The sequence below is a fragment of the Acinetobacter pollinis genome, assembly GCF_015627175.1.
Lineage (GTDB): Bacteria > Pseudomonadota > Gammaproteobacteria > Pseudomonadales > Moraxellaceae > Acinetobacter > Acinetobacter pollinis.
This window is the reverse complement of sequence record NZ_VTDQ01000004.1, coordinates 56,828-70,977: the sequence shown is the minus strand read 5'-3', so window position 1 is coordinate 70,977 and position 14,150 is coordinate 56,828. Positions and strand designations below refer to the sequence as shown.

General features: G+C 38.6%; 12 protein-coding genes. 5 read left to right on the top strand and 7 right to left on the bottom strand.

Annotated elements, in window-relative coordinates:
- Positions 1 to 18 precede the first annotated feature (18 nt).
- Complete coding sequence (locus tag I2F23_RS02980) at positions 19 to 2,940, bottom strand: DNA translocase FtsK (RefSeq protein WP_195771084.1); 2,922 nt, start codon at positions 2,938 to 2,940, stop codon at positions 19 to 21.
- Between the two features lie 243 nt (positions 2,941 to 3,183).
- Between I2F23_RS02980 and trxB the strand changes: the two genes are divergently transcribed.
- The 3 genes from trxB to I2F23_RS02965 all read left to right on the top strand — a co-directional run bounded on the left by trxB (position 3,184) and on the right by I2F23_RS02965 (position 5,768).
- On the top strand, positions 3,184 to 4,134 hold the full coding sequence (gene trxB / locus I2F23_RS02975; RefSeq protein WP_195771083.1) for a thioredoxin-disulfide reductase: 951 nt from the start codon (positions 3,184 to 3,186) through the stop codon (positions 4,132 to 4,134).
- 62 nt (positions 4,135 to 4,196) lie between these two features.
- Positions 4,197 to 4,931 carry a leucyl/phenylalanyl-tRNA--protein transferase gene (gene aat, locus I2F23_RS02970; protein WP_195771082.1) on the top strand — a complete coding sequence of 245 codons (735 nt, stop codon included), beginning with the start codon at positions 4,197 to 4,199 and terminating at the stop codon, positions 4,929 to 4,931.
- Positions 4,932 to 4,952: 21 nt separating this feature from the next.
- Positions 4,953 to 5,768 carry an arginyltransferase gene (locus tag I2F23_RS02965; RefSeq protein WP_195771081.1) on the top strand — a complete coding sequence of 272 codons (816 nt, stop codon included), beginning with the start codon at positions 4,953 to 4,955 and terminating at the stop codon, positions 5,766 to 5,768.
- 4 nt (positions 5,769 to 5,772) lie between these two features.
- On the opposite strand, the gene rimI is transcribed toward I2F23_RS02965, so the two are convergent.
- The 6 genes from rimI to I2F23_RS02935 form a co-directional block, all read right to left on the bottom strand.
- Positions 5,773 to 6,231: a ribosomal protein S18-alanine N-acetyltransferase gene (gene rimI / locus I2F23_RS02960; protein ID WP_195771080.1), complete on the bottom strand. Its 459-nt coding sequence runs from the start codon at positions 6,229 to 6,231 to the stop codon at positions 5,773 to 5,775.
- A 118-nt stretch (positions 6,232 to 6,349) separates the two neighbouring features.
- Positions 6,350 to 7,540, bottom strand: a complete 1,191-nt coding sequence (gene tuf / locus I2F23_RS02955; RefSeq protein ID WP_195771079.1) for an elongation factor Tu — start codon at positions 7,538 to 7,540, stop codon at positions 6,350 to 6,352.
- Between the two features lie 92 nt (positions 7,541 to 7,632).
- Positions 7,633 to 9,765, bottom strand: a complete 2,133-nt coding sequence (gene fusA / locus I2F23_RS02950) for an elongation factor G (RefSeq protein WP_195771078.1) — start codon at positions 9,763 to 9,765, stop codon at positions 7,633 to 7,635.
- Positions 9,766 to 9,890: 125 nt separating this feature from the next.
- Entirely contained in the window at positions 9,891 to 10,361 is a 471-nt protein-coding gene (rpsG, locus tag I2F23_RS02945; RefSeq protein ID WP_070069440.1) for a 30S ribosomal protein S7, read from the bottom strand.
- Between the two features lie 156 nt (positions 10,362 to 10,517).
- On the bottom strand, positions 10,518 to 10,892 hold the full coding sequence (rpsL, locus tag I2F23_RS02940; protein ID WP_023272703.1) for a 30S ribosomal protein S12: 375 nt from the start codon (positions 10,890 to 10,892) through the stop codon (positions 10,518 to 10,520).
- 282 nt (positions 10,893 to 11,174) lie between these two features.
- Entirely contained in the window at positions 11,175 to 12,188 is a 1,014-nt protein-coding gene (locus I2F23_RS02935) for an EcsC family protein (protein WP_195771077.1), read from the bottom strand.
- A gap of 254 nt (positions 12,189 to 12,442) precedes the next feature.
- Between I2F23_RS02935 and I2F23_RS02930 the strand changes: the two genes are divergently transcribed.
- Both I2F23_RS02930 and hemJ read left to right on the top strand, forming a co-directional pair.
- A complete protein-coding gene (locus tag I2F23_RS02930) occupies positions 12,443 to 13,672 on the top strand; it encodes a beta-ketoacyl synthase N-terminal-like domain-containing protein (protein WP_195771076.1) in 1,230 nt (409 codons plus the stop codon).
- A 14-nt stretch (positions 13,673 to 13,686) separates the two neighbouring features.
- The gene (gene hemJ, locus I2F23_RS02925; protein ID WP_195771075.1) at positions 13,687 to 14,139 is read left to right on the top strand and encodes a protoporphyrinogen oxidase HemJ; all 453 of its coding nucleotides are present in this window, start codon (positions 13,687 to 13,689) and stop codon (positions 14,137 to 14,139) included.
- Positions 14,140 to 14,150: the final 11 nt, after the last annotated feature.

Here is a 14,150-nt window from a genome sequence, read left to right as displayed (position 1 = left end):
CTAAAAGCGAGAAAGATGTCAAACTAAAATTTCACGTTTACTATTGGGTCCAGCAGCACTCACCACGCCATTGTCTTCCATCTGATCAATTAGCCTTGCTGCTCTGTTATAGCCTAGACTAAATTTACGTTGTAAAGATGAAGCGGAAGCTTTTCTACTTTCAAGTACGAAAGCCACGGCTTGATCATAAAGTACATCACGATCTGAGGCACCTTCGCCACCTTCGCCACCAGCTCTTGCCGATGGCTCCTCATCGTATGGCGTTAGAATTTCATCCACATAATCTGGATCACCACGTTCACGCCATGCATCACAAATTCTATTTACTTCATCATCACTAATAAATGCGCCATGTAAACGTTCAGGTTCAATTTTTCCGGGTCCTAAAAACAGCATATCGCCATGGCCTAAAAGATCTTCTGCCCCACCGGCATCTAAAATAGTTCTTGAGTCAATTTTACTATTTACACGTAAAGCAACTCGCGTTGGAATATTGGCTTTAATTAGACCTGTAATAACATCTACAGAAGGACGCTGAGTCGCCAGTAACAAGTGAATACCAGCAGCACGAGATTTTTGTGCCAACCGAGTAATCATTTCCTCTGCTTTTTTACCCACCTGCATAATCATGTCAGCAAATTCATCAGCAACAATCACAATCATTGGCAAAGTTTGTAATCTTGGTGCACGCTCCTGAGTCGCTGAATCACTTGGTTTCCATGTTGGATCAATCAAGTCCTCGCCTGTCTCTAATGCCTCTTTTACTTTTCTATTATAATCTACAATTTTACGAACTTTAAGAAATGACATTAGTTTATAACGGCGTTCCATTTCATTCACACACCAGTTTAGTGCACTTACAGCATCTTTCATATCTGTAACAACTGGTGTTAATAAATGAGGAATATCGCTATAGTTAGCAAGCTCTAACTGTTTAGGATCAATTAAAATTAATCTTAAATCTTGAGGGGTATATTTAAGCAACATAGATAAAAGCATTGCATTGACTGCCACAGACTTACCAGAGCCTGTTGTTCCTGCAACTAACATATGTGGTGCTTTTGCCAGATCAGTTAAAACAGGTTGTCCAGAAATATCTTTACCCATAGCCATACTAATTAGGCCATTAGGATCTAAATACTCTTGAGTATTTAGTAGCTCAGTTAAACGTACCATTTCACGGCTACTATTGGGTACCTCAATACCAATATAAGGTTTACCCGGAATAACCTCTACCACACGCACAGATGCCATAGACATAGAACGTGCTAAATCTCGTGAAATATTCGTTACCTTCGAAGCTTTTACACCAGGTGCTAAATCTAGCTCAAAACGTGTAACAACAGGGCCTGGTTGTGCTTCGACCACTGTTGCTTTGACATTAAATTCTTGTAACTTAATTTCGAGAAGTTCAGACAGTCGTGCAAGCTGCTCTTCAGTAAAATTTACTTTTTTATTAGGATCTACTTCATCAAGTAAGCTTTTCTCGGGTAAAGTAGATAAACCTTTCCTTTTTGCAACAACCTGCATTGCTCTTGACATTGGTCGACCAGATGCATCTGTCAATGGTGCATCAAAATCAAACTCATCTTCTTCTTCATCAGGTTTTCCAGCAGTTTCTTGCCATGCACTTAAAAACTCTTCTTTTGAAAGTGTGGTATTTAAATGTGTTTGAATATCTGCTTGGACAAAAGCGGAAGACTGTGCATAACTATTTGTTTCTCTAGGTTTACTCTCTACAACTGACTTATTGGTTTCTTCTACTGGAGTGTGCTGAATTTCAGGCTCAGATTCCTTTTGATCCAATGCAAGTAATTTTTCAATATCATCAACATGAGAATCATAACTTGTAGATGCAACCGATGGTTTAGCTACAGATGTATTTTCAGTTTTTTCAGACTCAATATGAAAAGGTGTGTGTACATCTGGTGCAACCGCATCTTTTGGCACAGTCTTTAATAAATCATTAAATACTTGGTCATCATCCCAATTCACACTGGAATGAGGTGTATGAGTAATATTTTCGTCTTCTGAAGCTTTAAGTAATGCATGAATTTCTTTTTGCTGTTCATCTTCAGTATTTTGATCCGGTACACGCCAAACTTGACCAGTTGCAACAGTCGAATTAGACGAATGAGGAGTAGCCTTCGTTGTAGGCGTTGAAACTTTTGATGTAACAGACTCGTGCTCAGCTTGTTTTACGACTAAATCATCAAATAATTTTTCAGCAGCAGGATCTGCATCTGGTGCTTTCTTTATGTTTTCAATAGGTGCCTTTTCAGCTTCCTGAGTGATTGCTTCATTTTCTTCTAATTTTTCAATTTTTTTCGGCGCAGTTGTTTTATCGTAAGCCGCTTCTGCTTCTGGTACGTTACGATAAAATAAATCCTGTAAATATTTAGGCGTCGCTTGCAGCGTTGCCCATGTTTTGTTCCACTGTATACCAAAGGCAAGTGTAAAAAGTACGCCCCAAAGTACAATTAAGAATAAACTAGCACCATAAATTGTAATTAGATGAGAAAGACTTTCTCCAAGTTCGTAACCAATAATACCACCGGACGCATTCGTTAGTGCATCGGTTGGTACATTCCAAAATAGGTAAAGTAAACTTGAAGTTGCGAGCAATATAAAGAACTGAGCAGCATAGCGGAATGGGCGACTTAAAAAGCTTCTTGGCCACCACACTTGAATCGCCTCAATGAACAAAAAAATGGGAATGAGTAAGCTTGCCCATCCTAAAAATCCAAATAATAAATCTGCAATCCAAGCACCAGCAACACCACTTGCATTTGATACTTGTTGGGTGTCACTTGATATGTGCATCCACCCAGGATCAAATGGTGTATATGTGACCGTTGCTAAAAACAAATAAATACCAAACGATACTAAAAATAATGTCGTAATTAAGCGCTGTGCATACACACTCGACACCGCAGTCATATACTGTCCTGTACTTGAAAAATCAATGAATATTTATGAAATAAAGTAAATTACTTTTTTCAACGATTTAATTTTAATATTATGCACATGTTATACAAGAAAATATGCAACGCTTTGTTAGTATTTATATATTAACATAGCTAAAATCGATTTAGCCCATCCATAATATCAACATTTACGCACAACACAAAGATTCTTCTTTGGCGTATAATTTTATTAACGATTTATTATAAAGGAATTCTTATGAGCGCTCGCCATTCGCGATTGATCATTTTAGGTTCGGGCCCTGCAGGTTATAGCGCAGCGGTATATGCAGCACGTGCAAACTTAAAGCCTACACTTATTGCAGGGCTACAACTTGGTGGTCAATTAACAACGACGACCGAAGTAGATAACTGGCCAGGTGACCCTGAAGGTCTTACAGGCCCTGCATTAATGGAACGTATGCAAGCACATGCGGAACGATTTGGTACAGAAATTCTTTATGACCATATTAATGAAGTTGATTTAAAAAATCGTCCATTTACCCTGAAAGGTGATATGGGTGAATATACTTGTGATGGGCTCATTATTGCTACTGGTGCGACTGCACAGTATTTAGGTCTAGCCTCTGAACAAGCATTTATGGGCCAAGGCGTGAGTGCCTGTGCAACCTGCGATGGTTTTTTCTATAAAAATCAGAATGTAATGGTTGTTGGTGGTGGTAATACTGCAGTTGAAGAAGCACTGTATCTTTCTAATATTGCTGCACATGTAACACTTGTTCACCGCAGAGACAGCCTACGCTCTGAGAAAATATTACAAGATCATATCTTCGAAAAAGAAAAAGAAGGTAAAATTTCAATTGTTTGGAATCATCAAGTAGATGAAGTATTAGGCGATAAGACTGGTGTTACTGGTGTACGCTTAAAATCTACAGTAGATAATTCAACGCAAAATATAGATGTCCAAGGTCTATTTATTGCAATTGGCCATAAACCAAATACAGAGATGTTTAAAGACCAATTAGAATTACGAGATGGCTATATCCAAATTCACAGCGGAACTACGGGTAATGCAACAGCAACTTCTGTCGCGGGTGTTTTTGCTGCTGGTGATGTTGCAGATAGCGTTTATCGTCAGGCGATTACCTCTGCCGGATCAGGCTGTATGGCTGCACTAGATGCTGAAAAATATCTAGACAATATCGAATAACTTTAAAAGCCGTAATTATTACGGCTTTTCTTTTATACCTAAAATAAAATTGTTATCTAACTATGAGTCATATTCACCCATCGCATTATACATTTCCATTGCCTAAAGATGCCGACCCAGAAGGACATGGTTTAATTTGCTTCGGCGCTGACCTCTCCCCTTCAACTCTGCTTGAAGCATACACACATGGACTATTTCCTTGGTTTAATGAAGATGAACCCATTTGTTGGTGGAGTCCTGAACCACGCTGTATTATCTTGCCGAATGCTTATATTCCAAGTAAGTCGTTATTAAGAAATATGAAAAAGTATGATTATAAAATCACGATTAATCATGCATTTGAGCAAGTCATACGTAAATGCGCACTACCAAGAAATTACACCAATGAAACATGGATTAGCGAAGATATTATTGAAAGCTATGTCTCCATGTTTGAGCAGGGTTTTGGTTATAGCATAGAGGTTTGGGACAAAGATGAGCTAATTGGTGGATTATATGGTTTAACTATTGGTCATGGCTGTTTTGGTGAGTCCATGTTTAGTCAACGTACAGATGTATCAAAAATGGCTTTTTATACACTAATGCTAGTAGGAACTGAACAAAATCTACCATGGATCGATTGTCAATTGGTAAATGATCACCTACTCAGCTTAGGTGCTACTACGATGAGTCGAGAGAATTATTTAAATTCGTTACAATCTGTTATAAAACATCCTAGAATTGATTGGAAAAAGTATCAGGACAGTGTATTTTCTAGTAAGAACATTGCAAATATGAAGCAATTACTTTCCAAATAATCAAACTGGAGGGAGACGAATATGAATACATACACCCCGAAGTCCCCTTTAAGTACGCTACAGTATTTTATTACGCCTCCACATGACTGTAGCTACTTAAATGCACGTCCATCAAGAATGGTTTTTCTTGACCCGAAACAACGTATTGACGTACTTACATTGTCAGACCTATCTAGAACTGGTTTTCGGCGCAGTGGCGATTATATTTACAGACCAGAATGTCACTCTTGCCGACAATGTCTTTCTTGCCGTGTTCCTGTTGAAGAATTCACAATGAATAGCCAACAGAAAAAGGCTTGGAAACGTAACCAAGACTTAAGTATGAAAATCACACCGATTCAGGAAGCTACTGAACAGCATTATCACTTGTACGAGAAATATATTAACATCCGACATAAAGATGGTGATATGTACCCTGCAAGCCAAGAACAATTTGAAAAGTTCTTACTGCATACATGTACAGAAAGTTTTTTCTTGGAACTTTGGAAAAATGAACAGCTTATTAGTGTTTCTGTATGCGATGCTTTAGATGATGGACTATCTGCAGTCTATACATTTTTTGAACCTGAAGAGAATAAACGCTCACTTGGTGTATTCGCTATTCTTAAACAAATCGAATATGTGAAATCACTTAATCTGGATTATGTTTATCTTGGTTATTGGGTACCCCACTCTAATAAAATGAATTACAAATCACAATATGCCCCTTTTCAATTATTTATTGATGGTCAATGGCATACTTTAAATAAGCAATTATCATCAGAAGAAATCATTCATTTAGGCGAGTCTTTAATGACAACCTATCCTACAGATTTGCAAAATCTTTTGGGGAAATAAATGATTATTTTTTCATGTATGCACTAAAATCATCACTACACAATTTAATCATGATGATCGCATGTTCTCGTGAACCATCTTTATTGGGATAATAATTTTTTCTAACATCAATTTGATGGAATCCAGCTTTTTCATATAATTTTATTGCTGCCAGATTACTTTCACGAACCTCTAAAAAAATTTGTATTGGATGATTCGTTAATAAATTTAAAGATCCTTCTAATAATTTAAAACCAATTCCTTGACCTTGTTCTGAAGGCATCACTGCCATAAGTAATAAATTCGCCTCATCTAAAACGGGCTGTAAAATACAAAAACCGCATATTTTATTATCTTTAACATATACTGTTGCCTGATAGTTTAAAGCTTCTTCAAATTGCTTTAATGACCAAGGATGTGTTTGTACTGCTTTTTCTATTTCATAAACCTGAGCAATATCAGCTTGCTCCATAAAACGAATCATAATTGATGAGTCAGTAAATTTTTGCTGATTATAATCTTTTTAAGCGTTTTTTCTAGATAAAACAAATTTTTTGCAATAAAAAAACGCCCCAAAGGAGCGTTTTTTTACTTTTCAGTGATTATGCTGTTACTTTAGAAACAACACCAGCACCTACAGTACGACCACCTTCACGAATCGCGAAGCGTAAGCCTGCGTCCATTGCGATTGGGTGGATCAATTCTACTGACATTTCAACGTTGTCACCTGGCATAACCATTTCAACGCCTTCTTTCAACTGGATTGCACCAGTTACATCAGTTGTACGGAAATAGAACTGTGGACGGTAACCATTTAAGAATGGAGTATGACGACCACCTTCTTCTTTCGCAAGTACATATACTTCTGCGTCGAATTTAGTGTGTGGCTTAATTGCACCTGGCTTAGCCAATACTTGACCACGTTGTACGTCTTCACGCTTAGTACCACGTAAAAGAACACCACAGTTCTCGCCTGCACGACCTTCGTCTAGCAGTTTACGGAACATCTCAACGCCAGTTACAGTTGTTTTAACCGTGTCTTTAATACCAACGATTTCAACTTCTTCACCAACTTTTACAATACCTGATTCTACACGGCCAGTTACAACTGTACCACGACCAGAAATTGAGAATACATCTTCGATTGGCATTAAGAATGCTTTATCGATAGCACGCTCTGGCTCAGGAATGTAAGAGTCTAACGCTTCTACTAGAGCAATTACTGCAGATTCGCCATACTCACCTTGGTCACCGTTAAGTGCAGCTAATGCTGAACCACGGATTACAGGAGTGTCATCACCAGGGAAGTCGTAAGAAGAAAGAAGTTCACGAACTTCCATTTCTACTAATTCAAGTAACTCTTCATCATCAACAAGGTCACACTTGTTTAAGAATACGATGATGAAAGGTACACCTACCTGACGAGAAAGAAGGATGTGTTCACGAGTTTGTGGCATAGGACCATCAGTCGCAGCACATACAAGGATCGCACCGTCCATCTGAGCAGCACCAGTGATCATGTTTTTAACATAATCGGCGTGTCCTGGGCAGTCTACGTGAGCGTAGTGACGAGTTGGAGAATCATATTCTACGTGAGATGTATTAATTGTAATACCACGAGCTTTTTCTTCAGGCGCAGAGTCGATTGCTGCGTAATCTTTAGCTTCACCGCCATAAGTTTTCGCACAGATCGTTGCGATAGCAGCTGTTAAAGTTGTTTTACCATGGTCAACGTGACCAATTGTTCCCACGTTTACGTGTGGTTTATTACGTTCAAACTTGGCTTTAGCCATGATGATCTTCCTTTATTAACTGCTCATAAGGGTCACTTATGAGCAATAGGTTTTTAACTCAAATTGGGTTAGGTAATATAGTAATCGAAAGATTACTCGTCGTCACCTGATTTACCTGTTTGGAATTTAGTAATGATGCCTTCAGCCACGTTACGCGGAGTTTCAGCATATTTTGCAAATTCCATAGAGTAAGTTGCACGACCTTGAGACATAGAACGCATGTGTGTCGCGTAACCAAACATCTCAGCAAGTGGAACTTCAGCACGAATTGCTTTAGTACCACCAGGTAGGTCATCCATACCTTGAACCATACCACGACGACGGTTTAAGTCACCCATGATATCGCCCATGTAGTCTTCTGGAGTTTCTACTTCAACTTTCATAACTGGTTCAAGAAGAACAGGATCTGCTTTCATGAAACCGTCACGGAATGCGTAAGAACCTGCCATTTTGAACGACAATTCATCAGAGTCGACATCGTGGTAAGAACCATCAAACAATGTCGCTTTAATGCCTACAACTGGGTAACCAGCAAGGACACCATTCTTCATACGCTCTTGGATACCTTTATCCACAGCGCCAAAGAATTCTTTAGGTACTACACCACCAACAACTTCTTCAGCAAATTCGTATTCTTTATCGCCTTCAGGATCCATTGGCTCTAAACGAACATATACATGACCGAATTTACCTTTACCACCTGTTTGACGAACAAATTTACCTTCTTGTTCAATTGTTTTACGAATTGTTTCACGGTAAGCAACCATTGGTTTACCAATATTTGCTTCAACACCGAATTCACGCTTCATACGGTCAACAATGATGTCAAGGTGAAGTTCACCCATACCAGCAATAATTGTTTGACCAGATTCTTCATCTGTACGTACACGGAATGAAGGATCTTCTTTTGCTAAACGACCTAACGCCACTGACATTTTTTCTTGGTCAGCTTTTGTTTTTGGTTCAACTGCCAGTGCAATTACTGGCTCAGGGAATTCCATACGCTCAAGTGTAATGATGTTTTTCTCATCACATAGCGTATCACCAGTTGTTACGTCTTTTAGACCTACACATGCAGCGATATCGCCCGCACGAATTTCATCTAAGTCTTGACGTTGGTCTGCGTGCATTTGCACGATACGGCCAACACGTTCACGCTTAGACTTAACTGGGTTAAATACAGGATCGCCTTGCTTAAGAACACCTGAATACACACGAATAAACGTTAAGTTACCTACGAATTTGTCATTCATAATTTTGAATGCAAGTGCAGAGAACGGAACATCATCAGATGCTTCACGAGTTGCTTCAGTTTCAGCTTTGTCATCTAAAATACCGCGAATCGCTTGTACTTCAGTTGGCGATGGTAAGTATTCAATCACAGCATCCAACATACGTTGAACACCTTTGTTTTTGAATGCTGAACCACAAAGCATCACTTGAATTTCAGATGCTAATGTACGCGCACGTAAACCTTTCATGATGTCTTCTTTAGAAAGATCACCCTCTTCAAGGTATTTGTCCATGAGCTCTTCAGAAGCTTCTGCTGCTGCTTCAACCATGTTCACACGCCATTCTTCTGCAGTGTCAACAAGATCAGCTGGGATTTCACCTAGATCGAATTTCATGCCTTGAGATTCTTCATCCCAAATAATTGCTTTCATTTCGAGAAGGTCAACAACACCAGTAAATGTATCTTCTGCACCAATTGGAATTACGATAGGTACAGGGTTACCACCAAGGCGTGTTTTCATCTGTTCAACAACACGGAAGAAGTTTGCACCTGTACGGTCCATCTTATTCACGAATGCTAAACGAGGTACTTTATATTTGTTTGCTTGACGCCATACAGTTTCAGACTGAGGCTGAACACCACCAACTGCACAGTAAACCATGCAAGCACCGTCAAGAACACGCATAGAACGTTCTACTTCAATTGTGAAGTCAACGTGTCCTGGAGTATCAATTACGTTAATACGGTGTTGTTTAAATTGGTTAGCCATACCAGACCAGAAGCAAGTTGTTGCAGCTGAGGTAATTGTAATACCACGCTCTTGTTCTTGCGCCATCCAGTCCATCGTTGCAGCACCGTCATGCACTTCACCAATTTTGTGAGATACACCAGTGTAATACAAGATACGTTCTGTAGTGGTCGTTTTACCTGCGTCAATATGTGCAGAAATACCGATGTTACGGTATTGAGAAATAGGAGTTTGACGAGCCATGATGTTTTACATTCCTAATGTTATTTATAAAACAGGACGCATTAAGTCTAAATGACTTAATGCGTTCAAATATTAAAAATACAAGTATTTTTAATATTATTTTTTTGAAGGCCTGTTTTATCCGCTTAGAAACGGTAATGAGAGAAGGCTTTGTTAGCTTCAGCCATACGGTGCACGTCTTCACGTTTTTTAATTGCAGCACCTTTGCCTTCAGCCGCATCAAGCAACTCGCCAGCAAGACGTAAAGCCATAGTTTTTTCAGAACGCTTTGCAGCAGCGTCTACTAACCAACGCATAGCTAGAGCAGTACGACGGGATGGGCGCACTTCCATAGGTACTTGGTATGTAGCACCACCAACACGGCGAGCTTTTACTTCGACCATAGGACGAACTTTTTCAAGAGTAGTCTCGAAGAATTCAACTGGGTCTACTTTATTTTTTTCTTGAACGCGGTCTAAAGCACCATAAACAATGCTTTCTGCAATCGATTTTTTACCGTCTTGCATAACGTGGTTCATGAATTTAGCGATTGTTTGGCTACCGAACTTAGGATCCGGAAGGATTTCACGGGCAGCGACTACGCGACGTCTTGGCATTTTAATACACCTAATAATATGACACTTCAGGATGATCCAGCAGTTTGTGCAAAGTGTCATGCACATGACGCTGGCCTTACTATACGTCGCTTGATTTAAAAATCTAAATGATCAAACAAGCGAAACGCTAAAGGTTTTTTTGGTTTTAAGGCCTAATTATTTCTTAGGACGCTTAGTACCGTATTTAGAACGTGCTTGGTTACGATCTTTTACACCAGCACAGTCTAATGAACCACGAACGGTATGGTAACGTACACCTGGTAAGTCTTTAACACGACCACCACGGATAAGCACAACACTGTGCTCTTGTAGGTTATGCCCTTCACCACCGATGTAGCTTGAAACTTCAAAACCTGAAGTTAAACGTACACGGCAAACTTTACGCATTGCTGAGTTTGGTTTTTTAGGTGTAGTTGTATAAACACGAGTACATACACCACGACGTTGTGGACAAGCCTTCAACGCAGGAACTTTGGATTTTTCAACCAAAGTTGAACGACCCTTACGGATCAATTGATTTGTTGTTGCCATATGGCAATTCTCCCGTTAATAAAAAACCCCACAAAAGGAAATTTAACTCTTTTTGAGGGCACATAATTGTATTCAAAAACTGTATCTTGGTCAATATAAGATGAAAAAGCCTTTTTAGAGTCAATCCAATCGATTACTTAATAAAAATTTATATAAAACAAATATTAACTATTTCATCGGCATAATTAAGTATGAAAGAATATATTTATTGACAAAAAAATTGATATAAACACACCTTGATCAGGCTATCTTTTAATACAGCATGAAACTAGACAAAAATATCTAATTTCTGTTTCCTATCGACTTTACCGAAGCCTGATAAGCATCAAGAATTGAAAGTGGCTCATTGGGGTGGTTTAAAAGATAATCACGTGCAATAGAAAAGATATGCTGTGATTGTTGCCCCGCTTCATCAATAAGCTTCCAACTGTATACTGCCCCCAAACCAGATAAAATAACTGGCGTGAGCTTATTTGCTAAAGAAATCTTAGATATTTTTTCAAGCCATTCAGGCTGAATCGACTGATCTTTCAATAAATTAGAGAACCATTCAAAGTCACTTTGTGATCCCATAAAACTTTGTAATTTCTGAATATCATGTGTTTCTAAAGCACCTGAAATTGATCGAATTAACAAAAGTAGACTTTGCTTTTCTACGATCTTTTCAATTGGAATATTTTGAAAAATAAATTGAATTACATCTTGATCTTTATCGGTCAACTCAAAACCATAAGCACGACCTGTCTGGTAAACTGTTTTTAATACAAAAATTAAAGATAAAGGTACATCTATGGCCAATCCTACAATACCTAATGGCGCACAAATGCCTGCTTGTATACTTACAAGCCATTTATTTTGTTCAATGAGTGCCTGACTTAAACGTCCTGCACGTAAAATATCGTGCTCTAAGTCCTGCAACGATTTTACACCAGCTTGCGATAAAATAAGATCTGTTGCACTCATTTTTTCAGCTGTTTGATTTATCTTATTATACAAATAATCTGCAACCTGATCTCCTCCAATTGGAGATAAAAAACTCGCAATTTTAGAAACAGAACCATAATGTCTGCCAAATATTTTTTGCGACATATCTGGCACGTACTGGCGCATGACTAATTGTGATTTATCTAAAGTTTGGTTATTTAGTTTTGTTGTATTATTCGTTTGCATTTTCATGGGATCTGTTTTCATTGTATGGTCATTGAGTTTTTGAAACGCTTCGCTACTGAGCTTTTTAGCCACTCCAAAAATATGATGGACTGGCTTTAATGAAGGGTTATTACCTGTTTTTGGCATATCCATCTCCCAATTATTTTTCTTTAGATACTTAATAAATATTAGAATTACACACCATTTATCTCAACTTTAATATGTATCTTTTCATTAAATACGACAACATGCTCATTTTTTATATGAATCCTAAAAATACATATACCATTTGCCATAAGATTTAAAAAAGCTTTCTGTTATTATGCATTAAACATCAATATATGAGTAATTGATATCATAATGATAATACTTACTCATCACCATATTAAAGGGATCTGTCGATGAAACGTGTCGTCATTACAGGCATGGGAATTAACTCATGCATTGGTAACTCATTAGAACAAGTCACTGAATCTTTAAAAAAAGGGATCTCAGGTACTCGCCTTAATCAAGTACATGTAGATCTAAACTTTAAGAGCCATGTGAGTGCACCTGCTGAGCAAGAGTTTGACCATATTGATCGTAAAACAAAGCGCTTTATGGGTGTATGTGCAATGTATGCATACAACTCTGCATTAGATGCATTAAAACAAGCAGGATTAGAGGTTTCTGACTTGGGTGGCAACCCTCGTTACGGTATCGCAGGTGGTTCAGGTGGTGGTTCAACAGCTTCAGTTGTTGAAATGAATGAAATACTAGAGACCAAAGGTGCTCGTAAAGTTGGTCCATTCTTTGTACCAAGAAACATGACAAACACAATCACAGCGAACCTTGGCACTGCATTTAAATTGCAAGGTGTCGCTCATTCTGTAGCAAGTGCTTGTGCAACTTCTGCAGATGCGATTGGCTACGCTTATAACCTTATTGCACTTGGCAAACAAGATCTTATGCTTGCAGGTGGTGGGGAAGAAGACCACTGGTCACAAAGCTTACTGTTCGATGCAATGGGTGCATTAAGTAATAAATTTAATGACACACCAGAGTCTGCTTCTCGCCCATACTCTAAAGACCGTGCAGGTTTCGTCATTGCAGGTGGCGGTGGCTTCCTTGTTCTTGAATCACTTGAACATGCTCAAGCACGTGGTGCAAATATTATTGCAGAAATTGTTGCTTACGCTGCAAATAGTGATGGTGCAGATATGGTTGCTCCAAGTGGTGAAGGTGCAACACGTTGTGTACTGATGGCACTTGACGAAGCAAAACAGCATGGTGTTGAGAAAGTAGACTATGTGAATTCACATGGTACTTCTACACCTGCTGGAGACATTACAGAATTAAAAGCAATGGAAAATGCTTTTGGTACAGGTAATGTTCCACCAGTCAGCTCAACAAAATCGATGACAGGCCACAGCCTAGGTGCTGCGGGTGTACAAGAAGCAATCTATTCTATTTTGATGATGCAAAATGACTTCATTGCACCAAACATTAACGTGACTGAACTTGATGAAGGTACTGAAGGTTTCGATATTGTACTTGAAAAACGTGATGCAAAATTAAATACTGTAATGAGTAACAGTTTTGGTTTTGGTGGTGTAAATGCTTGTCTCATTTTCAAAAAGTGGGAAAGCTAATGTAAGGAAGGCTTATGGATGCTCCCTCTAGTGCATTTTTGTGGGTAAAAGCACTACATATTATCGCGGTGGTATGCTGGTTCGCGGCATTGTTTTATTTGCCACGATTATATGTTTATCACGCAATGAGTAATGATCAAGTCAGTCATGAAAGATTCCAAATTATGGAGCGTAAGCTTTATCGTGGAATTATGTGGCCAGCAATGATCGCGACACTCATTACGGCACACTTTTTAGTAGACTGGGGGGATGCAACTCGACATTATCATGAAGCACTTTGGTTTTATTTCAAAGTTGGATTGGTTGGTCTGCTTGTCATTTATCATTTTATTTGTGGCTATTATCGAAAAAAACTTATGGATAATGCTCACTATAAAACGCATAAATTTTGGCGAATGTTTAATGAGTTGCCTACAGTTATCTTATTTGCCGTCGTTATTTTAGTTGTAGTAAAACCTCAGTTTTAACTGAGGTTTTA

What these genes read in the sequence shown, in the direction of transcription:
- I2F23_RS02980 (WP_195771084.1), bottom strand. Translation starts at nt 2,940, where the DNA reads ATGACTGCGGTGTCGAGTGTGTATGCACAGCGCTTAATTACGACATTA.
- trxB (WP_195771083.1), top strand. Translation starts at nt 3,184, where the DNA reads ATGAGCGCTCGCCATTCGCGATTGATCATTTTAGGTTCGGGCCCTGCA.
- aat (WP_195771082.1), top strand. Translation starts at nt 4,197, where the DNA reads ATGAGTCATATTCACCCATCGCATTATACATTTCCATTGCCTAAAGAT.
- I2F23_RS02965 (WP_195771081.1), top strand. Translation starts at nt 4,953, where the DNA reads ATGAATACATACACCCCGAAGTCCCCTTTAAGTACGCTACAGTATTTT.
- rimI (WP_195771080.1), bottom strand. Translation starts at nt 6,231, where the DNA reads ATGATTCGTTTTATGGAGCAAGCTGATATTGCTCAGGTTTATGAAATA.
- tuf (WP_195771079.1), bottom strand. Translation starts at nt 7,540, where the DNA reads ATGGCTAAAGCCAAGTTTGAACGTAATAAACCACACGTAAACGTGGGA.
- fusA (WP_195771078.1), bottom strand. Translation starts at nt 9,765, where the DNA reads ATGGCTCGTCAAACTCCTATTTCTCAATACCGTAACATCGGTATTTCT.
- rpsG (WP_070069440.1), bottom strand. Translation starts at nt 10,361, where the DNA reads ATGCCAAGACGTCGCGTAGTCGCTGCCCGTGAAATCCTTCCGGATCCT.
- rpsL (WP_023272703.1), bottom strand. Translation starts at nt 10,892, where the DNA reads ATGGCAACAACAAATCAATTGATCCGTAAGGGTCGTTCAACTTTGGTT.
- I2F23_RS02935 (WP_195771077.1), bottom strand. Translation starts at nt 12,188, where the DNA reads ATGCCAAAAACAGGTAATAACCCTTCATTAAAGCCAGTCCATCATATT.
- I2F23_RS02930 (WP_195771076.1), top strand. Translation starts at nt 12,443, where the DNA reads ATGAAACGTGTCGTCATTACAGGCATGGGAATTAACTCATGCATTGGT.
- hemJ (WP_195771075.1), top strand. Translation starts at nt 13,687, where the DNA reads ATGGATGCTCCCTCTAGTGCATTTTTGTGGGTAAAAGCACTACATATT.